Origin of the sequence: Acinetobacter sp. YH16051 (assembly GCF_013417135.1) — a bacterium.
In the GTDB taxonomy this organism is placed as follows: domain Bacteria; phylum Pseudomonadota; class Gammaproteobacteria; order Pseudomonadales; family Moraxellaceae; genus Acinetobacter; species Acinetobacter towneri.
This window is the reverse complement of record NZ_VPEN01000002.1, coordinates 291,521-311,550: the sequence shown is the minus strand read 5'-3', so window position 1 is coordinate 311,550 and position 20,030 is coordinate 291,521. Positions and strand designations below refer to the sequence as shown.

The following is a 20,030-nucleotide window of genomic DNA, read 5'->3' as shown; positions in this document are numbered from 1 at the left end:
CAACATTGAGGTTGAACAATGCCATTTTTTGGATTCATTCCATCTGCAGAATTATTAAATACGATTGAAACTGCACAACAGAAAAAAAATTCAAGTGAGCCGCTGTACCCACTGCGCGACAAAACCGCATTAATGATTAATGAAGAAATCATTGATGCCATTTTAACCGAGTTGGTACGTCGTTTTCCTGCCAGCGATAAACGCGACACTGCCGAAAAACTTGCGGGCTATGTCAAATCTACCGTTGCAGTACTCCTAAAACAATTATTAAGCAAAGCGCCAAATGATGTCGTGAAACAATCGATTGAATTTTCTGAGCGCAGTAGCTTTAAAGATGCAGCAGGCAATGCACGTGTAGGTGAAACGCTCGATGCAAGTTTAGTGACCAACCTGAAACACAACTATGCCGAAATTCAAGCAGGCAATGAAGTGAACAAAGCTGCTTTAACCGAACTATATAAACAGTTTGCAGAAGCGACGGTACGCCACTTTATGAGCGACTTTAACAAAACCCTCGATTTGGGCATGATTAAGCGTAAAGCAGCAGATATTGGCGCAGCAGCGGTAATTAAAGCTGTCCATATTGCGGTGGATAAAATCATCCCAAATTTAACCAAAGAGGAACTCTTGGTTTTAGCGGAATATCACGACACCTTATTCCATCATTAATATCAGTGGGTTTAACTCATAATGCGTTTTAAGCCCTTTTGTTGCATGTTAAGTGCAAAATGCCTGATTTTGATCAGGCATTTTTATATGCAATGCAATATCAGGATATGTCTGCAACTTTTGCACAATCAAGAATAACTTTTTGCACCTAGATTGAATTTTGTTACAAATCCTGCGCGCTTTTTACACATTCTTTGTCTATTTTTGTATAAGTTTTTGCAAACCAGTCACGCATGAATGCTATCTTAGCCGCTTACTTCGCTTTCGCAGTTTGGCCCCAATAGCGGCTTATTCTTCATATATAAGTAGCAACTTATTTACTGCATATAAATAAGTTGTGTAAATCATCAATTTGGAATTTTCCTCAATATGTTCAAACTTGATTTTTATAACAAACTAAAACGTCTTTCTTTACTCATTGGTGCATTTTCTATCACCAGTTTTTGTCAGGCCAATGATTTCCAAAATCATCCGTCTTATGCCAGTTTTAAACAAAAAACCATGCAGACCTATGGCTTGAGTGCAGCACAAGTCGATTGGGCGATGGAAGGCTCTAAAAACTTACCCAATATCATCAACATCATGAACCGCCCAGGCGAAAGTAAGCCTTGGTACGACTATAAAACCAATTTCCTTGCAGAAAGCACTATTCAGCGCGGTGTGCGCTTTAAACAACAATATGCAGACACGCTCAATCGTGCTGAAGAGCAATTTGGTGTACCGCAATCCATTATTTTAGGGATTCTGGGTGTAGAAACAGGTTTTGGAAGCAATAAGGGCTCTTTTGTAACCCGTGATGCCCTTGCCACCTTAGGCTTTGGTTATGAACGTCGCGCGGAATACTTTAAAGATGAACTCGCAGCACTGATCGCATGGTCATATAAAGATGGTGTGCCAACTTCTTCAATTGTTGGTTCTTATGCAGGTGCTGTTGGTTATCCGCAGTTTATGCCTAGCAATATTCCAAAATTTGGGGTCGATTATGACGGCAACGGACATATTGATCTACGCAACTCGGCAGTCGATGCCATTGGCTCTATTGCAAACTACTTAGCACAACATGGTTGGCAGCGTAATCAACCCATTGCATTTGCTGCACGGTATACAGGCAACAATCCTGACAGCGTCATCGCCAAAGATTTAACCCTGCCAACACCTTATGGAGTTTTAAAATCGCAAGGTGTGATGCCAATGAATCCAATTGTGCAAATAGATGACCTCGACTTGGTCAATGTCATTCAATTACAAGAAAATTATGGTCATATCTACTATATAACCTATCCAAATTTTCAGGTGATTACGACTTATAACCGTAGCCGTATGTATGCGACTGCACTGTGGTTATTGGGCACTGAAATTGCGAGCCGCTAAGCGCGAGTTCAAACACAAAACCAAAAAGTCAAGAAATATTTTTAACAATTTGATCACAAAACAAACTTTTTAAATATTATGTTACAATGTTGATTATTTTTTAATCAAATAGAGTTGGTTTTTGTCACTTTTTGTCATTATTTTCGTATAAAGACTAGACACCTTTAGTAAGGGGTGAATATTATCCATTTCGTCAAATGTAGTCGAAAAAGTGAAATTACAGACAGGATTACCGCTATTTCAATCAGTTAAGAGCGAAATAAGTTAAAAATTCTGTCTTCAGGAGTTCAAACCATGCATAGTTCACTTAAATACTTACTTGCACTTTCTGCAGCTATTGCCCTAAGTCAGTCGCAAGCTGAAATGGTGCAATCATCATTCAACAATGATAATGAGTCATCTAGCCTAGCTGCGCGTGTACTCAATAAAGAAGCTCAAAGTTTTAATTCACATTTCTCAAATTTAAACAGCCTTTCAATCACCGAACGTTCAGGCGACCAAATTCGTCGTCAAACGATTGCAGCGAAAATTGAAATTCCTGCAGAAGAGCCTTCAGTGATTGAGAAGTTAAACACTGTGGCTTCAAATACTGTACGTAAATTTAGCCAAACAGGTATGGCGTCTTGGTATGGTCGTCAATTCCACGGTCGTAAAACTGCAAGCGGTGAAACGTTCGACATGAACGCAATGACTGCTGCACACCGTAGCCTGCCGCTAAACTGCTATATTCGCGTAACCAATAAAAACAATGGTAAAAGCGTTGTAGTTAAAGTAAATGACCGTGGTCCATTCCATGGCAACCGTGTACTCGATCTTTCTTATGGCGCTGCAAAACAATTGGGCATCACCAATGCAGGTACTGCCAAAGTAAGCATTGAGCGTATTGACGGTCCAAACTCTTAAGATTCGCTTACACGACTTCACATTTGACTTGAAAGCCACAGCAATGTGGCTTTTTTAATGCCTGTAAGATTTACAGTCATCCCATGCATGTCTGCACAAAGATGATCCACACAAATTTTGTTGCCACTTCATTTTGAAAATATGAATACTGTTTTGACCGCCTCACTGTTCTCAGTTATATTTTAGACAGTCAAACAATAACAACGGATGATCGGTCTACAGGAGTAGCACATGAAGACAGTAAGCGAGTGGCTTGATGAATACAGCGAGAGCCATCAAAATAAAACCAATAAATTAATTCACTGGGTGTGCGTACCTACGATCTTTTTTTCGATTGTCGGCATCTTGGCGCATTTCAGCGCTTTACTAACAACATTACTTCTGGTGCTCAGTTTTATTTTTTATGCACGTTTAGACTTGGTTCTTGCAGTTGCAATGGCAGCATTAATGCTGGTAATGGCATGGCTGATTTATGTTTTGCCTGTTGGAATGGGTTTTTATATCGCAATTTTTGTTTTGGCGTGGATTGGGCAGTTTTATGGTCACAAAGTTGAAGGGAAAAAGCCTTCATTCTTCAAAGACCTCCAATTCCTTCTCATTGGCCCAATTTGGTGCATGGATGCCTATTTAGGTAAAATCCTACCCTCTTGGAAAACACGTCGTAAAAACAGCATTATGAGCATTTAAACGCTATATCCTATTTTCGTTATCGGAAGAACCGTTATTGATAGGTTCTTCCTTGATGTTTTAACCATCCGCCCACGTGTTTATTTGCTGGATCATGATGCGTCCAGTGAATCACCCCACCCTTATCTGAGTATTCATATTCACCAAAAAACTCAACAGTATCACCTTTTGCAATATTGGTAATTCGTGGTGCAAGATCAATATTATGTGCAACCAATACAGTTTGCCCATTATTCAGTTTTAAAATAAATTTTTGATGACGTGAGCCTTCGTTGTCATCCGCTAACACTGCAATGACCTGCCCACTCGCACGGACTTGTAAATCGCTCTGTTTGCGCTCAAACGCACGTTCAATCAGCTGAACACCCTGAGCATCATCTTGCAGCGCATCTCGCTGTACGTCTAACTGCTCTTTTTCAGTTTGCGATGTGCGAGCAGTACTTGTAGATGGTGCATTTGATGTTTCAGACTGAAACTGCTGTAAATCTATGCCAAAAAATGCAGCAATTAGCACTACAATAATTGCGCCGATGCTTAAATTCTTTTTATTTGCCATATAACCTTCTTGTTCTGATTCCGCTCTATACGATTAAGTCAATCACCCATAACATACTGATTTAAAATAAATATTTTTTAATTCTCATCTCAATATTTATGCTTCAATTGCATATCGCTAAAATCTATATTCACAAAAAAGCCCCAAAATAAATTGGGGCTTTCCTTACAAAATATTTTACCTTAAGTAAAAATTATTTTGCAGCAGCTTGAGCAGCAGCAACTTCTTCAGCGAAGCTCATTTCTGCTTTTTTCTCAATACCTTCGCCTACTTCGAAACGAACGAATTGAGCAACAGTTGTACCAGTTGCTTTTAATACTTCAGCAACTTTCTTCTCGTTGTCAATTACGTACATTTGACGATCAAGCGCAACTTCGTTCAAGTATTTTTCAACTGAACCAGTTACCATCTTCTCTACGATGTTTGCAGGCTTACCAGATTCAACTGCTTTCGCTTCTGCAATTTCTTTCTCTTTAGCGATAAGATCAGCAGGAACTTGTTCAGCAGTAACAGCAACTGGGTTGAATGCAGCAACGTGCATTGCAATACCTTTACCAGTCGCAGCATCACCTGTGTAAGAAACAACAACACCGATTTTTAAACCGTGCTTGTACACAGCAAGGTTTTCACCTTCAACGATTTGTGCACGACGAACTTGGATGTTTTCACCAATTTTTTGAACAAGTGCAACACGTGTTTCTTCAACAGTTGCGCCATCTTCAAGTTTAAGTTCAGCAATTTTAGCAGCATCAGTTTCGTTTGCAGCAAGAGCAGCAGCAGCAACTTTCGCAGAGAAACCAGCAAAGTTTTCGTCTTTTGCAACGAAGTCAGTTTGACAGTTTACTTCTAAAAGAATCGCTTTGTTGCCTTCTTGAACGATTGTGATTGCACCGTCAGCAGCAATGTTACCTGCTTTTTTAGCAGCTTTTGCTTGACCAGATTTACGAAGGTTGTCAATCGCTAATTCGATGTCACCGCCCGCTTCTGTTAATGCTTTTTTACATTCCATCATTGCTAGACCAGTACGATCACGCAATTCTTTAACCATGCTTGCTGTAACTGCAGTCATGTTTATCTCCTAAAATCGGTAGAAAATGAATTCTTTTTTTAACAGAAACGGCCCAGAGGGTGTCTCTTGGGCCGTCTGCATACATGACGCTTACTTTGCCACCATCACATGTCGCAAAAATGACAAGCTTACGTCAAAACGCATTAAGCCTCAGAAGCAGGAGCTTCTTCGCCTTTTGCTTGAGCATTGGCTTGAGTTTGAGCGTATTCTTTACCAGCAATGATCGCATCAGCCATTGAAGAAGCGTAAAGTGTTACTGCACGGATCGCATCGTCGTTACCCGGAATAACGTAGTCTACGTTGTCTGGGTTAGAGTTTGTATCTACGATACCGATTACAGGAATACCTAAGTTTTTCGCTTCTTTAATTGCAATTGCTTCGTGATCAACGTCAATTACGAATAATGCGTCAGGTAAACCACCCATGTTTTTCACACCGCCTAAAGCGCGCTCAAGTTTTTCCATTTCACGGCTACGCTCTAAAGCTTCACGTTTAGTAAGCTTAGCAAAAGTACCGTCAGTAGACTGAACTTGAAGATCTTTTAAACGGCTGATAGATTGGCGAAGTGTTTTCCAGTTCGTCAACATACCACCTAACCAACGGTGATCTACATACGGTTGACCAGCGCGTTGAGCTTGTTCACGGATGATTGCAGAAGCAGCACGTTTTGTACCAACGAACAAAACTTTGTTCTTTTTGCTAGCCAATTGGTTTGCAAAGTTCAAAGCATCATTTAACGCAGGAACAGTGTGTTCAAGGTTGATGATGTGAATTTTGTTACGCGCACCAAAGATGTATTGACGCATCTTTGGGTTCCAGAAACGTGTTTGGTGACCAAAGTGTGCGCCAGCTTGAAGAAGGTCGCGCATGCTTACGTTGTAATCTGCCATTTTCTTTACCTTAAATGTTTGGGTTAGGCCTCCATATATCCGCATTCTCCACCCCAAAGGGCACCCAGAGTAATGTGACGATATATGTGCGGATTTTTAATTTCCCTTTTACCAAGCTCTTTGAAACATATTCATAAAAAGCATTTGATAAAATGGGCGGCTATTTATACCATAGTCACACACAAATTTCCAAAAGTTTTTAAAGATCATGAACACAACTTATCAAGCACCTCGTCGACTCATCAAAACCGCAGAAGATATTGAAAAAATGCGCGTGGCAGGACGACTGGCGGCAGAAGTTTTGGAGATGATCAAAGCACACGTTAAACCAGGCGTTACTACGCTCGAACTGGATACGATTTGCCATGACTATATTGTCAATCAGCAACAAGCTATTCCTGCCTGCTTAGGTTATGGTGCTGCTCCGGGTCGTCCAGCATTCCAACACACCATTTGCACATCGGTTAACCATGTAGTTTGTCACGGTATTCCGTCAGAAAGTAAAGTGCTGAAGAAAGGCGATATTTTAAATATTGATGTCACAGTCATTAAAGATGGTTTCCACGGCGATACCAATATGATGTATATCGTGGGTGGTGAAACTTCCATTTTAGCCAATCGTTTATGCAAAGTTGCCCAAGAAGCGATGTATCGCGGTATGGCAACCGTTAAACCCGGTTCAACCATTGGTGATATTGGTCATGCGATTCAAAAATATGTTGAATCTGAACGCTTTAGTGTCGTGCGTGAATATTGCGGTCATGGTATTGGGACGACCTTCCACGATGAGCCACAAGTATTGCACTATGGTCAAGCCAACACAGGCATGATTTTAGAAGAAGGTATGACTTTTACCATTGAACCAATGGTCAATGCAGGCGTATGGCAAACCAAATTACTTGGCGATAAATGGACAGTGGTGACCAAAGACCACAAATTATCGGCACAGTTTGAACACACCATTTTGGTCACCAAAGATGGCTTGGAAGTGCTGACTGCCCGCCCTGATGAAGATTTATCACGCTTTACTGCATAACGTGTTTGCAGCCAAAATCTGTCATTGGCTAAAAATTTAACCCGTATGTCAAAAAGATCAGTTCCGACTGGTCTTTTTTATTAATTTCAACGCATACAATTTCTATAAAATCTTTTTATTTCAAACCAATAGAACTTTAAAGCCATCCAATAAAACAAGCATTTTCACGTATTCAACAGTTTTGGATTTAACAAAACACCTGCACACTTTTCCAGTTATTCACAAAAGTTTAAAAAAATATCTTGTAAAAACAACAGTTTTATTTTTCCAGTCCATTTCATAATGCCTTGCATAACAATGCCGTAAATAACAACAAGCAAAATTGGACATGGAGTTCCACAATGAAAAAAACACTATGCTGTTTGGCACTGAGTAGTTTGCCAGTCATTAGTTATGCCAACTCACCTTATTTTAGTTTAAAAGATGGTGATGGTTTATTTTAGTTTAAAAGATGGTGATGGTTTTAAACGCTTTTCTGTTTCGGTAGGTGCGCTGCACGTTATGCCACAAGGCAAAGCACAACCTTTTCGGGTCAATACAGCCATTCACAACGGCTACACAGCCGATGTCGGTGAGGTTCAATCTCAAACTGTAAGAGATAATTTACGTGACGGTTTTGAGCCACCCGTATTATTAAGCGGAGCATTAAATTTACTGCCTACCGTACCTGCCAACATGAGTGGACAAGCCACAATTTCAGGTTTGGAGCAATGGGATAATCCCGGCACAGGTTTAGAAGCAGATGATGTCACCACACTGGGTATTATCAGCAACTATTTCTTTACCGATAATATTTCCTTTGAAGTCAAAGGCGGCATTCCACCTAAAGTTGATTTGCAAGGCAAAGGTAAAATTTATGCACCCTTCTCCGCAATTGCACGTCCATTAGGCGGTGCGTTGGGTGAACTAGAATTACAAAATGATATTTTCATTACCGATTTAGCAGCGCATGGCCCTGCTGCTTCTGCCCGCGCATGGACACCTGCATTTGAGTTTCAATATCACTTTGGCAAAACAGGCGTAAATAAGTTCCGCCCCTATGTTGGCGTCGGTTTGATGTATGCCTATTTCAATGAGTTAGAAATTAATCCACGTACTGAGCAGGACTTAATTGCTTCAGGTCACATGATTGCCAATATTAAAGAAGGAAAATCAGGCGCATCTTTAGAAGGCAAACCAAGTTCAGCCAACCCAAAAGTTGAGTTAGATGCCACCGATGCGTTTGCACCTGTTGCCACCGTAGGTTTTACCTATGACTTTAATGAAAAATGGTTTGCAGTTGATTCACTATCTTATGCACACCTTAAAAATGAAACCACCATTACGGTGACCGATGCCAAACATGGTGAATTGATTCACTCTAAAGCAGATATTGAAGTGAATCCGATCATTGCATACGCTGGCTTTGGGATGCGCTTTTAATCTCTAATTTTACTTTTCCACTTTCAACTAAATTTAAGACGGCTACGGTCGTCTTATTTTTTCTTACACTATTTAATTAAAGCAATCGCTTCTATCTTGATAACTCAATTTTATCATTTGATGAATTTTATTTTATCGCGCTCTTGAGCTGAATCGATTACCATAACAAGCTGTTAGCCATACGTGGATGCCTTATGTCGAATGCTCAATTTTCCAAACCTCTAATTTATATGTTAATTGGAAGCGCCATTATTTTGGCATTATCGCTTGGGGTTCGGCATGCATTTGGTTTGTATTTGGTACCGATGAGCCATGAATTTGGCTGGGGACATAATGTCTTTAGTTTAGCCATTGCCATGCAAAACCTAATTTGGGGTGCAGTCCAACCCATCACAGGTGCTTTTGCAGACAAATACGGTAGTAAAATTGTAGTTGCAGTTGGTGGCGCACTGTATGCACTCGGCTTATTGCTCATGGCCGTCAGCTCGACAGGCTTATTGCTAAATTTAAGTGTGGGTTTAATTTTAGGTTTGGCACTTTCTGCAACCTCTTTCCCTGTGCTACTTTCTGCAGTAGGTCGCGCTGCTCCTCCAGAAAAGCGTAGCCTTGCAATGGGTATTGCCAGTGCTGCAGGCTCGTTTGGGCAATTTATCATGTTGCCATCGACCTTATTGTTATTACAAAGTGTAGGTTGGTCGGGCGCATTAATTGTCAGTGCGATTTTAATTGTCTTGATTGTTCCTTTGGCATGGATGCTCAAAGCACCCATGTATCAAAACCCTAATGCAAGTTCAGTCAGCCAACCCGCTTTAGGCTTTAAACAAGTTTTGGTGATTGCCAAAAACCATAAACCCTTTTGGTTTTTAGCTTTGGGCTTTTTTGTCTGTGGTTTTCAAGTGGTGTTTATCGGGATTCACTTACCTAGCTACTTAATCGATCATGGCTTTAATGCAACCACAGGCACAGTTTTTCTAGCACTCGTGGGTTTATTTAATATTGTAGGCACCTATACCGCAGGTTGGTTAGGCGGTCGCTATTCGAAACCGCACTTGCTGATGTGGCTTTACGGACTACGCGGTATTGCCATTATCGTCTTTTTAATCCTGCCTTTAAGCATCTGGACAATTTATGCATTCGGGATCATTATGGGTTTGTTGTGGTTATCTACAGTGCCTTTAACCAATGGTATTGTGGCAAATATGTTTGGGATTAAATACCTGACCATGCTCAGTGGCATTGTGTTTTTTACACACCAAGTCGGCTCATTTTTTGGTGGATGGCTTGGCGGTTTAAACCACGATCTGACAGGTAACTATAATGCTATCTGGATTGTTTCTATTGCTTTAAGTGCGTTTGCGGTCTTGGTGCATTTCTGGGTCAATGAGGAGCACGTCATTCATGACTAATTCTTTATTTAATTTTAAAGTGCTGCTCGCGCTGGCGGTTATTGCCCTGCTCGTCTTTTCAATTTTTTTATGGATGCAAACGCCTCAACTGTTTGAGTATTTTAATCAGGCATTCTGCGCACATTAATTGTCTGCGTCACTCGATCTCTTTATCAATGTATTCAATACTGAAGGAGTAACTTATATAACATGCTCCATTGACTAGATTGCATTTAAACAGCAAATCTATGCAAAATAAGTTAAATAGTTCAAGATCAAACATTTATTTAAAAAATAATATTTTTCATAAGTTTAGCATTTCTTTTAATTTTATTTGATGGCTGTTTTTACTTAAATTTTCTTGACCATATACCAAGAAAGAGTAAAAACCCAATGAGCAGTCTAAGCCCGCTTTCTCAAGCAATTCATGATGCACCACGTTGGCATCAAGCCGATTCATTACAAAATCCTAATGATATTCAAATACAACCTTTAGCATGTGCTGCCTTAGGTGCTGTCGTGACAGGGCTAGATGCGAAAAAAGCCCAAACAGGTGCAACAATTTATCGTCTAAAACAAGCTTTGGCACAACATCTAGTTTTGATTTTTAAACAACAACATTTAGATGATTTACAGTATTTAGTATTTGCCAGTTACTTTGGTTCTATTTTCCGTCCAAGTTCAGACAATCCTGTTTTGGGCAGTCAAGCCGACACAGGCACACCGTCTGATGTTGTGCCTGTATCTAATGCTGTTGGACAAGGTGATTATACGGGACATGCAGAACTCAAACCGCATGCAGACCATCAATGGACACCTTTACCCTCTTTTGCCTCGCTGCTGTATGCCATAGAAATTCCAGAACAAGGCGGCCAAACTACGTGGTACAACACCATTAAAGCCTACGATGCCTTAGATGAAACCACCAAAGCGGAAATTGATCATCTTCAACTCATTACATACAACCCTTTTGTTCGTGCACAAAACACAACTGCAACGGGTAGCTATGGTAATTCGCCCCTATATCGTTTTCATGATCAACCTATTGTTGGTCATGGCTATCCACATCCTTTGGTGAGAGTCCACCCTGAAACTGGACGTAAAGTCCTTTGGCTGAACACCCATTCTGAAGTGGAGTTGCTCAATTATGATGATCAGGCAGGCAGTGAATTAATTGCTCGGCTACGCGCACATATTTTAAAGCCAGCCTTCCGCTACACGCATCATTGGGAACAAGGGGATTTGGTATTTTGGGACAATCAAGTGACCTTACACTCTAGGGAGCCATTCCCTGCCGAGCAACGGCGCTTACTTAAAAGAATTAGTTTGGCGGGTAGCCGACCATTTTAATTTGTTCATCATGCAGATAATCTATCGAGCCATTATTGGACTCAAATAAAATGACGTACCAAAACTAAAACACCAAACGAATAACTTAGAATAAGAAAACCCGTAAAGCCTAAACTTTACGGGTTCTTCTTTTAATGAACTTTAAGCGATGTTGCAGCAACTTAGAATAAGCGGTTCATACCATTTAAAGTTGCTACACGGTAGGCTTCAGCCATAGTCGGATAGTTAAATGTTGTTTCAACAAAATACTTAATTGTATTGTTCGGGCTGTTCATCACGGCCTGACCAATGTGAATAATCTCTGCAGCATTATTACCAAAGCAATGCACACCCAACACTTCTAAAGTATCACGGTGGAACAGAATCTTTAATTCACCTACGGTATCACCCGTAATTTGCGCACGTGCTAAATGACGGAACGACGCCTGACCAACTTCATACGGAATTTTCTCTTCAGTTAATTCCTGCTCAGTCTTACCAATCGAAGAAATTTCTGGAATGGTGTAGATACCTGTTGGAATATCAGTCACAGGTACAACATTTTCTTCGCCACTCATATTTGCACCTGCACAACGACCTTGGTCATACGCAGCAGATGCCAATGATGGCCAACCAATTACATCACCCGCAGCATAGATATTATCTACTTCAGTTTGATATTGATCATTGACTGTTAACTGACCACGGCTGTTTGGCTTAAGCTCAACATTTTCAAGACCTAAACCATCGGTATTACCTGAACGACCGTTACACCACAGAATTGCATCGGCTTTAATTTTTTTACCACTTTGCAAATATAAAACCACGTGATCATCAAAAGTTTCTAAATGATCAATTTGCTCATTATGGCGAATCAACACACCCTGCGCACGTAAGTGATAAGACAGCGCATCGGAAATTTCATCATCCAAATAACTGAGTAATTTATGCTGTGTATTGATCAAATCGACTTTGTGATCTAAACCAATGAAAATAGACGCATATTCACAGCCAATAACCCCTGCACCGTAAATAATGATTTTTTGGATAGAAAAGTCCAAATCCAAAATTTTATCTGAATCGAATACACGCGGATGGTTGAAATCTAAAATTTCAGGACGATACGGACGACTACCCGTTGCAATCACAATTTGCTGACAAATAATGGTTTCTTTAATGCCGTCTGCACTAAAAACCAAAACTGTATTTTTATCTTGAATATAAGCACGGCCATGATAAATCGCAATTTCATTGCGATCATAAAAACGTGAGTGCGTTTCAACCTGCTGTTGAATTACTTTATGTGCACTTTGAAGCACTTGCTTCATGGTAAACTGACGCCAGTCACCCATTTTTTTAAACATTGGGTCACGACGGTAACGAATAATATTAGACACCGTCTGACGCAGTGCTTTACTCGGGATTGTACCCACATGCGTACAGTTACCACCGAGTTGTTCACGAATATCTACAATCGCAACACGCTTACCTGATTTGGCAAGTTTCATTGCCGCGCCTTCACCCGCAGGGCCTGAACCGAGAACGACCGCATCATACTTCACGAAAGTTCCACTAACGACCTCTTTTTTACGTGGCATTCAACGCTCCTTTTCTTTAAATCTATCTTTTCAATGGGCCATATTATGACGTAAATCGTTTGAATTTTCTGTATTTAGTGTGCATATATTACGTGATAACCACATTTTTTATATGAATATCGTTTTTACCCAATTTAAGCACAATTTCGTTATAATAATATGCTCTTATGATGAATGTTCGTTGACATTTTACCGTGCATGTTGGAATTGGCATATTTTGCTTCAACATTCTGTAAAATGTAAGCCATACTAAATCTCTCCCCTTCAAAAACAGTGGAAAAGTTGAATATGTCTGCAAACCGTAAACCTGAACAGGGTGTCAAACTCCGTGGTGCTGAAAAAGTCGCACGTATTCCTGTAAAAGTTGTTCCTACGGTTGAAACGCCTCGCAAGCCTGACTGGATTCGGGTCAAAATGACGGCACCTGAAGAAGTTCAACGCATTAAAACCACTTTGCGTCAGCAAAAATTACATACCGTTTGTGAAGAAGCCGCTTGCCCAAACTTACCTGAATGCTTTGGTGGTGGTACTGCAACCTTTATGATTATGGGTGATATTTGTACCCGTCGCTGCCCATTCTGTGATGTTGCCCATGGTCGACCAAATGCGCTTGACCCTGAAGAGCCACGTCACATGGCAGAAACCATTGCCAATTTAGGCTTAAAATATGCCGTAATCACCTCTGTAGACCGTGATGACCTATTAGATGGCGGTGCGCAGCATTTTGTAGATTGTATTAAAGAAACCCGAGCGCTCAGCCCAGACACCTTATTGGAAATTTTGGTGCCAGACTTCCGTGGTCGTATGGATATTGCACTACGCATTATGACTGAATGTCCGCCAGATGTTTTCAACCACAATATTGAAACTGTGCCACGTTTATATAAAGCCATGCGTCCAGGTTCGGACTATCAACACTCTTTAAACTTACTCAAAATGTTTAAAGAATACTGTCCTGATATTCCAACCAAATGTGGTTTGATGGTGGGCATTGGTGAAACTGAAGAAGAAGTGATTGCGTTATTGGATGATCTTAAGGCTCACGACGTAGATTACGTGACCATTGGCCAATATTTGCAACCCTCTAAAGAGCATGCGCCAATTGACCGTTTTGTAACGCCAGAAGAGTTTGAACGCTACACAGCACATGGCCAAAAGCTTGGCTTTAAAAATATTTGGGCGGCACCAATGGTGCGTTCAAGTTATTTTGCAGACCGTCAATACTATGGCGAACCTGTTCCAACAGTGCGCCGCAAAGCAGACCCTGCTAAAAAAATTAGCGTGCAAACCATTGAGGCTTAACACTCGCTTATTTCCAAATTTGCGATAAAGCCAAAACAGCCCCAACTCGATGTCTGGGGCTTTTTTATGCCTTGTGAATAGATTTAAATAGGTTCATCTGAGCATTTTTTGATTGTCTACGACCAAGTGTGAATGGTGTTGTGCCCATAAATTGTTAATCTATCTACTAAGTTCAAACAATAAAATAAGGCTAGCAAAATGTCACAACAAGATTATGAAAATGGCTTAAAAGTCCGCACAGAAGTTATGGGTGAAAGCTTTGTAAAACGTGCACAAGACAATACTGTGCCGTTTACCCAACCTTTACAGGACTGGATTAACGAACATGCTTGGGGCTCAACTTGGCAACGTGAAGGTGTATTACCTCGTAAATATCGTTCATTAATTACCATTGCATTTTTAACAGCGCTAAAAAGCCCAACCGAATTAAAAGGACATATTCGTGGTGCGCTGAATAATGGCGCAAGTGTAGAAGAAATTCAGGAAGTTTTGCTACACAGCCTACCTTATTGCGGTGCACCTGCAACACAGGAAGCCTTTCGTGCAGCTTTAGAAGTGTTGGCTGAACATACCACCAACACTTAAGTGCAAGCTAAGAAGTTATAAAAACTGTCGACATTTCACTGAACGCATACAGTGAAATATCGACAGTTTTGATCTTAAATCCAATACACATTAAAACTATAGAAAAACTCATTCAGCTCAAAACGTACCTGATAACCTAAGTCAGTCAGTTCAGCCGATAAATTGCGAATATCTTCCAAAGGTAAATGTTTAGGTAACACAGCCAAAACTGCCGTATTACCCTGTTTGGCATTTTCCTCAATCAACATAGCCAAACGCTGTTTATACAATTCAATATCAAGGTGGGCGTGATCTGAATAGACTTTCGCTTCCTCAGCAGTCAAAAATTTTACCATCTTATTGTTCTCATCATGTCTTATTCAAATTAAGCATATTGAAGCAAGCCATTCTGACTCAAGTGATTTTTTGTTATTCATTTAATTTTAACCAATCAAATACAACACTCTTCCCTTGCAGATCAACCCACCAAACCTCTGCAATAAAGATAGCTTTTTCATGCAAGACCTTTTAGGCTATCGCTCATTCAAAAGTTCAAAATTGTGTTGGATGGCGTTATGTCAGAATCTGTTTCTATTCCTACTGCACTAATTAACCGCGCGATTGCTGGGCAAGCTGAAGCTCAGTTTGAAGTTGCCGTGCTGTATATGCAAAGCGATTTTGATGAAGATATTGAACTGGCCGAAGAATGGGCACTCAAAGCGGCAAGTAATGGACATATTGAAGCCATGTATTGGCTTGGTGAAGGCTATACCGTATATGCAAAAGATGTGCAGGAAGATGACCCTGAAGATGCCAAACATCACTTTGACCAGGCCTTTTTTTGGCTTAAACAAGCCAGTGATGCGCAACACCCTGCTGCAATTTTAGAACTGTCGGGCTTTTACCGTCGTGGCGATGTCGTTGATAAAGATGTCGCACGTTCAGTCGCACTGGTTCAGCAAGCTGCGGAACTAGGCGAAGTACAAGCCATGCGTGACCTTGCTTTTATTTATGAAAATGCTTTGGGTGTAGATGCAGATGAAACCAAAGCAGATTATTGGACACAAAAAGCCGATGCTGCCCAATAGCTGCAATAATTTTTCTTTCAAGCCGATCAAATGATCGGCTTTGATAGATTTGCTGCTTTCACTTTGGATTATTGAAAGACATTTCAATCATATTTTAAACATCTACCACAATCACTTGTCTGCAAATACCTGCTTGCTGACGTTGTTGCTCAAAAACAGCCGCAGGCATAGGCTCAAAACTGTCAAAAAAACAGATTTCAGCTTCGTCTATTGAATATACCAGTGAATGATTGCCCTCACCGTCTAAAGTATCGTAATACACAATCACAAATTTATTTGCATCAAAGGCTTGCTGAATTTGGGTATAAGCAATAGGCGCTAATATAGGCAATTTTAGCTGTTCAGCTTTTGCATAACTCAACTTTTCTGAATCTTGTAGATCAGGGTCAGGGTCTGTGTAAAACTGCACATTAAAACCGAATTTTTTCAGACCAACTGCCAGACCAATCGTGGTTGTACCCTGCTCAGGTGTATAGCCACAGACATCAATTAATTGTTGAATATCGGCATCAATGCCTAAATGTTGTAATAACATCCAAACCGCGTAAATACCACAATTGGCTTCAAGCTCTGCCAATTCAGAAGGAATCTCCACCGCCATGCTTTCGCCCCAAAATATAATTGTGTTGATAATAAACAAAACATGATTGGAACTAAATCAATTTCCAAGTACAATATTGCGCTAGTCGAGGGATGCTGCGACGTTTTACAGGCACTAAATGTAAAATCGCCAGGCTCGACCAGCGTAGCATATCCATTGCTATGCAAGAAACGGCATCCGCGAACTGAATGATCAATTGTTTTTTTAAGGAGATCGTGATGAACGCGGTTAATGCTTCATTTACAGATTATAAAGTTGCCGATATCACCCTAGCTGATTTTGGCCGTAAAGAAATCAAACTTGCAGAAGCTGAAATGCCAGCATTAATGGGCTTGCGTAAACGCTACTCAGCTGCAAAACCACTTGCAGGCGCGAAAATTCTCGGCTGTATCCACATGACCATTCAAACTGCTGTTTTAATTGAAACATTGGTTGAATTAGGCGCAGAAGTTCGTTGGACATCTTGTAACATCTTCTCTACTCAAGACCATGCTGCGGCAGCAATTGCAGCATCTGGCGTGCCTGTTTTTGCTTGGAAAGGCGAAACTGAGGAAGAATATGTATGGTGTCTTGAGCAACAAATTAATGTAAACGGCACACCTTGGGATGCCAATATGATTCTGGACGATGGCGGTGACTTAACTGCACTTGTTCATGAGAAATATCCTGCATTATTAGAGCGTATTCACGGTATTACCGAAGAAACCACAACTGGCGTACAACGTCTGATTGAAATGTGGAAAGATGGTTCTTTAAAAGTACCTGCCATTAACGTCAATGACTCAGTGACGAAATCTAAAAACGACAACAAATACGGGTGCCGCCACTCGCTCAATGATGCAATCAAACGCGGTACAGACATGCTATTGTCTGGTCGTCGTGCATTAGTGATTGGTTATGGTGACGTAGGTAAAGGTTCTGCGCAATCTTTACGTCAAGAAGGCATGATTGTACGTGTTTCTGAAATTGACCCAATTTGTGCAATGCAAGCATGTATGGATGGCTACGAAGTTGTATCTCCATATAACAATGGCGTGCAAACAGGCAACAAAGCAGACGTCAACCTAGAGCTTTTAGAAAATACTGACTTGATTGTGACTACAACAGGTAACTATCACGTGTGCGACGCAGCAATGCTAGATACACTTAAAGCAGGCGCTGTTGTATGTAACATTGGTCACTTCGATACTGAAATCGACACCAACTACTTACGTGGTTATAAGTGGGTTGAAGTGAAGCCACAAGTACACCAAGTGTATCGTTCAGAAAACGAAAACGATTATTTAATCTTGCTTTCTGAAGGTCGTTTAGTGAACTTGGGTAACGCAACAGGTCACCCATCACGTATTATGGATGGTTCATTTGCTAACCAAGTATTGGCACAAATGCACTTATTTGCAGAGAAATTTGCCGATCTTCCTGCCGATCAAAAACAAGCGGCAATTCGTGTTGAAATCTTACCGAAAAAACTAGACGAAGAAGTTGCTGCTGCAATGGTTGCTGGTTTTGGTGGTGTATTAACACAATTGACTCAAGTACAAGCGGACTACTTAGGTGTAGCTGTTGAAGGTCCGTTTAAATCGGATGCTTATAAATACTAAGTTTTTAATCCTTCTCCCTAACCCTCTCTCATAGGGAGAGGGAATGATTCATTGTTTAATGAATGTATTCGAGGGTAAGTCCTCTCCTGAGCAAGTTTAAAGCACTGCTTTTAAACCCAGCGCAAGAGAGGATTTAGGAGATGTGAAAAAATATAAATAAGTATTTATAACAAGGATTTAATCATGACCAAACAAGTTCCTATTTCATTTGAATTTTTCCCATCTAAAACCGATGTAGGTGCAGAAAAACTCAAAGTTGTGCATCAAGAATTACAACTTTTAAATCCAGAGTTTTTTTCTATCACTTATGGTGCAGGTGGTTCTACTCGTGAACGTACTTTATCGACCATTAGCGACTTCAATGGCAAAGGCACACCTGTAGCGCCGCACCTGTCTTGTATTGGTGATGACAAAGCGCGTATTGCTGAATTGCTTGATATTTATAAAGCACAAGGCATTGACCGCATTGTGGCTTTGCGTGGTGATTTACCTTCAGGTCAAGTTGGTTTAGGCGAATTGCCGTATGCGTCTGACTTGGTGCGTTTTATTCGTGAACATTCAGGTGATCATTTTCACATTGAAGTTGCGGCTTATCCTGAAATGCATCCACAAGCAGACCACTTTGATCAAGACATTAAAAACTTTGTCACCAAAGTAAATGCTGGTGCCAATGCTGCCATCACCCAGTTCTTTTTTAATCCAGATGCGTACTTTTACTTTGTAGAACGTATTCAAAAGCAAGGTGTGAATATTCCTGTTGCGCCTGGCATTATGCCGATTACCAATGCCAGCAATTTAATTCGCTTTGCAGATGGTACAGGTGCAGAAATTCCACGCTGGATTCGTAAGCAATTAGCAACCTATGGTGATGACACAGCTTCAATCAAAGCCTTTGGTCATGAAGTGATTATTAAACTGTGCGAACGCCTGATTGCAGGTGGTGCACCAAGTTTGCATTTTTACACCATGAACAACACCGAACCGACTCGTCAATTAGTGACAGATCTTGGTTTGGCTTAAGCTGTATTTTTCATATTTATTGACTTGAACGAGTAATCCCTATGCCCCGTTTTTATATTGAGGCTGAATTAGCAGTAGATACGCAAGTTGAACTGACTGAAACAGTATTTCATCACTGGGTGAAAGTACTACGCGCACAAGTCGGTGAAACCGCCACCTTGTTCAATGGGCAAGGTGGTGAATATGAAGTGGAACTGGTTGAAGTTACCAAAAAAACAGCGCAAGTGCAGATTAAAAGTTTTAATCCAGACAATCGCATCCCAAGCTTTAGCGCCTTATTAGGACAAGTAATGAGCAAAGGCGATCGTATGGATTATGCGATTCAAAAAGCGGTAGAGCTTGGCGTGACTAACATTCAGTTGCTCACCTCTGAACGCTGTGAAATGCGCTTAAAATATGACCGCGATCAAAAAAAATTAGATCATTGGCAAGGCATTGCCATTGCAGCCTGTGAACAATGTGGCATGAATATCGTACCGAAAATTTTAGCCCCACTACGTTTAGAGGACTGGCTGAATAGTGACCTTCCTACCACCAAATTAGTGTTAGCACCGAATAAAGATCAAGTAGATGTGCTAAACAATGTCAGTAAAGATTTGGCTTTATTAATTGGGCCTGAAGGTGGTTTAAGCGAAACAGAAATTAGCGCTGCCAATGCGGTTGGCTTTCAAAACTGGTGTATTGGTACTCGGGTATTACGCACTGAAACCGCACCTGTGGTTGCTTTAGCTCTCTTAAATTATCGCTTGGCCGAGTAATTTATCCGTTTTTACAGAAATCGATTGCCAATAACATTGCAATTTATAAAGTACAGGATTAATCTCGAACAATATATTAAAAAATTTGCATAAAATTTAAACACAAAACAGCAATATTTTATGCATGAACGTGATGTTATTTAAAAATATAAATGATGGAATCATTTAACTAGATTTTGGG

The 20,030-nt window shown here is 40.5% G+C and carries 20 protein-coding genes and 1 pseudogene; 15 read left to right on the top strand and 6 right to left on the bottom strand.

The features are described from left to right. The first annotated feature begins 18 nt into the window (after nucleotides 1-18). From FTV41_RS03245 to FTV41_RS03230, 4 genes are all read left to right on the top strand, one after another. On the top strand, nucleotides 19-669 hold the full coding sequence (locus FTV41_RS03245; RefSeq protein ID WP_070152374.1) for a hypothetical protein: 651 nt from the start codon (nucleotides 19-21) through the stop codon (nucleotides 667-669). A gap of 369 nt (nucleotides 670-1,038) precedes the next feature. Next, nucleotides 1,039-2,040 carry a lytic murein transglycosylase B gene (gene mltB / locus FTV41_RS03240; RefSeq protein ID WP_179996094.1) on the top strand — a complete coding sequence of 334 codons (1,002 nt, stop codon included), beginning with the start codon at nucleotides 1,039-1,041 and terminating at the stop codon, nucleotides 2,038-2,040. 294 nt (nucleotides 2,041-2,334) lie between these two features. Beyond that, nucleotides 2,335-2,943, top strand: a complete 609-nt coding sequence (locus tag FTV41_RS03235; protein ID WP_179996093.1) for a septal ring lytic transglycosylase RlpA family protein — start codon at nucleotides 2,335-2,337, stop codon at nucleotides 2,941-2,943. Nucleotides 2,944-3,174: 231 nt separating this feature from the next. Then, nucleotides 3,175-3,630, top strand: coding sequence for a DUF962 domain-containing protein (locus FTV41_RS03230; RefSeq protein ID WP_004972797.1), 456 nt, complete (start codon nucleotides 3,175-3,177; stop codon nucleotides 3,628-3,630). A 34-nt stretch (nucleotides 3,631-3,664) separates the two neighbouring features. Here FTV41_RS03230 and FTV41_RS03225 read toward each other — a convergent pair whose 3' ends face one another. From FTV41_RS03225 to rpsB, 3 genes are all read right to left on the bottom strand, one after another. After that, complete coding sequence (locus FTV41_RS03225) at nucleotides 3,665-4,186, bottom strand: DUF3465 domain-containing protein (RefSeq protein WP_004972795.1); 522 nt, start codon at nucleotides 4,184-4,186, stop codon at nucleotides 3,665-3,667. A 193-nt stretch (nucleotides 4,187-4,379) separates the two neighbouring features. Next, a complete protein-coding gene (gene tsf, locus FTV41_RS03220; RefSeq protein ID WP_004972793.1) occupies nucleotides 4,380-5,255 on the bottom strand; it encodes a translation elongation factor Ts in 876 nt (291 codons plus the stop codon). A 143-nt stretch (nucleotides 5,256-5,398) separates the two neighbouring features. Further along, a complete protein-coding gene (gene rpsB, locus FTV41_RS03215; protein ID WP_004972791.1) occupies nucleotides 5,399-6,145 on the bottom strand; it encodes a 30S ribosomal protein S2 in 747 nt (248 codons plus the stop codon). 208 nt (nucleotides 6,146-6,353) lie between these two features. Between rpsB and map the strand changes: the two genes are divergently transcribed. The 5 genes and pseudogenes from map to FTV41_RS03195 all read left to right on the top strand — a co-directional run bounded on the left by map (nucleotide 6,354) and on the right by FTV41_RS03195 (nucleotide 11,338). Beyond that, a complete protein-coding gene (map, locus tag FTV41_RS03210) occupies nucleotides 6,354-7,181 on the top strand; it encodes a type I methionyl aminopeptidase (RefSeq protein WP_004972787.1) in 828 nt (275 codons plus the stop codon). Between the two features lie 341 nt (nucleotides 7,182-7,522). Then, nucleotides 7,523-8,603 (top strand): annotated as a pseudogene (locus tag FTV41_RS03205) (OmpW family protein). A 194-nt stretch (nucleotides 8,604-8,797) separates the two neighbouring features. Further along, nucleotides 8,798-10,009, top strand: coding sequence for an MFS transporter (locus FTV41_RS03200; RefSeq protein WP_179996092.1), 1,212 nt, complete (start codon nucleotides 8,798-8,800; stop codon nucleotides 10,007-10,009). Next, a complete protein-coding gene (locus FTV41_RS15185) occupies nucleotides 10,002-10,136 on the top strand; it encodes a hypothetical protein (RefSeq protein WP_004972778.1) in 135 nt (44 codons plus the stop codon). Before FTV41_RS03200 ends, FTV41_RS15185 begins: the two co-directional genes overlap by 8 nt. A gap of 245 nt (nucleotides 10,137-10,381) precedes the next feature. Continuing rightward, nucleotides 10,382-11,338, top strand: a complete 957-nt coding sequence (locus tag FTV41_RS03195; RefSeq protein WP_179996091.1) for a TauD/TfdA family dioxygenase — start codon at nucleotides 10,382-10,384, stop codon at nucleotides 11,336-11,338. A gap of 161 nt (nucleotides 11,339-11,499) precedes the next feature. Here the strand turns inward: FTV41_RS03195 and sthA are convergent, their stop codons facing one another. After that, a complete protein-coding gene (gene sthA, locus FTV41_RS03190) occupies nucleotides 11,500-12,915 on the bottom strand; it encodes a Si-specific NAD(P)(+) transhydrogenase (protein ID WP_168418062.1) in 1,416 nt (471 codons plus the stop codon). A gap of 288 nt (nucleotides 12,916-13,203) precedes the next feature. Here sthA and lipA point away from each other — a divergent pair, with 288 nt between their 5' ends. Continuing rightward, the gene (gene lipA, locus FTV41_RS03185) at nucleotides 13,204-14,217 is read left to right on the top strand and encodes a lipoyl synthase (RefSeq protein WP_168461188.1); all 1,014 of its coding nucleotides are present in this window, start codon (nucleotides 13,204-13,206) and stop codon (nucleotides 14,215-14,217) included. 198 nt (nucleotides 14,218-14,415) lie between these two features. Then, nucleotides 14,416-14,802: a carboxymuconolactone decarboxylase family protein gene (locus tag FTV41_RS03180; protein WP_136144185.1), complete on the top strand. Its 387-nt coding sequence runs from the start codon at nucleotides 14,416-14,418 to the stop codon at nucleotides 14,800-14,802. A gap of 74 nt (nucleotides 14,803-14,876) precedes the next feature. On the opposite strand, the gene FTV41_RS03175 is transcribed toward FTV41_RS03180, so the two are convergent. Continuing rightward, nucleotides 14,877-15,137 (bottom strand): hypothetical protein, encoded by a 261-nt coding sequence (locus FTV41_RS03175; protein WP_136144186.1) that lies wholly within the window; start codon nucleotides 15,135-15,137, stop codon nucleotides 14,877-14,879. A gap of 219 nt (nucleotides 15,138-15,356) precedes the next feature. Here FTV41_RS03175 and FTV41_RS03170 point away from each other — a divergent pair, with 219 nt between their 5' ends. Next, nucleotides 15,357-15,869 carry a tetratricopeptide repeat protein gene (locus FTV41_RS03170; RefSeq protein WP_136144187.1) on the top strand — a complete coding sequence of 171 codons (513 nt, stop codon included), beginning with the start codon at nucleotides 15,357-15,359 and terminating at the stop codon, nucleotides 15,867-15,869. 94 nt (nucleotides 15,870-15,963) lie between these two features. On the opposite strand, the gene FTV41_RS03165 is transcribed toward FTV41_RS03170, so the two are convergent. After that, nucleotides 15,964-16,470, bottom strand: a complete 507-nt coding sequence (locus FTV41_RS03165) for a cysteine peptidase family C39 domain-containing protein (RefSeq protein WP_179996090.1) — start codon at nucleotides 16,468-16,470, stop codon at nucleotides 15,964-15,966. Between the two features lie 218 nt (nucleotides 16,471-16,688). On the opposite strand from FTV41_RS03165, the gene ahcY reads away from it, so the two are divergent. From ahcY to FTV41_RS03150, 3 genes are all read left to right on the top strand, one after another. Next, on the top strand, nucleotides 16,689-18,071 hold the full coding sequence (gene ahcY / locus FTV41_RS03160) for an adenosylhomocysteinase (RefSeq protein WP_179996089.1): 1,383 nt from the start codon (nucleotides 16,689-16,691) through the stop codon (nucleotides 18,069-18,071). A 183-nt stretch (nucleotides 18,072-18,254) separates the two neighbouring features. Continuing rightward, nucleotides 18,255-19,091, top strand: a complete 837-nt coding sequence (metF, locus tag FTV41_RS03155) for a methylenetetrahydrofolate reductase [NAD(P)H] (RefSeq protein ID WP_004972760.1) — start codon at nucleotides 18,255-18,257, stop codon at nucleotides 19,089-19,091. A gap of 41 nt (nucleotides 19,092-19,132) precedes the next feature. Next, a complete protein-coding gene (locus FTV41_RS03150; RefSeq protein ID WP_004972758.1) occupies nucleotides 19,133-19,849 on the top strand; it encodes a 16S rRNA (uracil(1498)-N(3))-methyltransferase in 717 nt (238 codons plus the stop codon). Nucleotides 19,850-20,030: the final 181 nt, after the last annotated feature.

Excerpts from the sequence above, each read along its gene's own strand:
- lipA (WP_168461188.1), top strand. The coding sequence starts at position 13,204 with ATGTCTGCAAACCGTAAACCTGAACAGGGTGTCAAACTCCGTGGTGCT.
- map (WP_004972787.1), top strand. The coding sequence starts at position 6,354 with ATGAACACAACTTATCAAGCACCTCGTCGACTCATCAAAACCGCAGAA.
- FTV41_RS03180 (WP_136144185.1), top strand. The coding sequence starts at position 14,416 with ATGTCACAACAAGATTATGAAAATGGCTTAAAAGTCCGCACAGAAGTT.
- FTV41_RS03225 (WP_004972795.1), bottom strand. The coding sequence starts at position 4,186 with ATGGCAAATAAAAAGAATTTAAGCATCGGCGCAATTATTGTAGTGCTA.
- metF (WP_004972760.1), top strand. The coding sequence starts at position 18,255 with ATGACCAAACAAGTTCCTATTTCATTTGAATTTTTCCCATCTAAAACC.
- FTV41_RS03170 (WP_136144187.1), top strand. The coding sequence starts at position 15,357 with ATGTCAGAATCTGTTTCTATTCCTACTGCACTAATTAACCGCGCGATT.
- FTV41_RS03230 (WP_004972797.1), top strand. The coding sequence starts at position 3,175 with ATGAAGACAGTAAGCGAGTGGCTTGATGAATACAGCGAGAGCCATCAA.
- mltB (WP_179996094.1), top strand. The coding sequence starts at position 1,039 with ATGTTCAAACTTGATTTTTATAACAAACTAAAACGTCTTTCTTTACTC.
- ahcY (WP_179996089.1), top strand. The coding sequence starts at position 16,689 with ATGAACGCGGTTAATGCTTCATTTACAGATTATAAAGTTGCCGATATC.
- FTV41_RS03165 (WP_179996090.1), bottom strand. The coding sequence starts at position 16,470 with ATGGCGGTGGAGATTCCTTCTGAATTGGCAGAGCTTGAAGCCAATTGT.
- FTV41_RS15185 (WP_004972778.1), top strand. The coding sequence starts at position 10,002 with ATGACTAATTCTTTATTTAATTTTAAAGTGCTGCTCGCGCTGGCGGTT.
- FTV41_RS03150 (WP_004972758.1), top strand. The coding sequence starts at position 19,133 with ATGCCCCGTTTTTATATTGAGGCTGAATTAGCAGTAGATACGCAAGTT.
- tsf (WP_004972793.1), bottom strand. The coding sequence starts at position 5,255 with ATGACTGCAGTTACAGCAAGCATGGTTAAAGAATTGCGTGATCGTACT.
- FTV41_RS03195 (WP_179996091.1), top strand. The coding sequence starts at position 10,382 with ATGAGCAGTCTAAGCCCGCTTTCTCAAGCAATTCATGATGCACCACGT.
- FTV41_RS03175 (WP_136144186.1), bottom strand. The coding sequence starts at position 15,137 with ATGGTAAAATTTTTGACTGCTGAGGAAGCGAAAGTCTATTCAGATCAC.
- FTV41_RS03245 (WP_070152374.1), top strand. The coding sequence starts at position 19 with ATGCCATTTTTTGGATTCATTCCATCTGCAGAATTATTAAATACGATT.
- rpsB (WP_004972791.1), bottom strand. The coding sequence starts at position 6,145 with ATGGCAGATTACAACGTAAGCATGCGCGACCTTCTTCAAGCTGGCGCA.
- FTV41_RS03200 (WP_179996092.1), top strand. The coding sequence starts at position 8,798 with ATGTCGAATGCTCAATTTTCCAAACCTCTAATTTATATGTTAATTGGA.
- sthA (WP_168418062.1), bottom strand. The coding sequence starts at position 12,915 with ATGCCACGTAAAAAAGAGGTCGTTAGTGGAACTTTCGTGAAGTATGAT.
- FTV41_RS03235 (WP_179996093.1), top strand. The coding sequence starts at position 2,335 with ATGCATAGTTCACTTAAATACTTACTTGCACTTTCTGCAGCTATTGCC.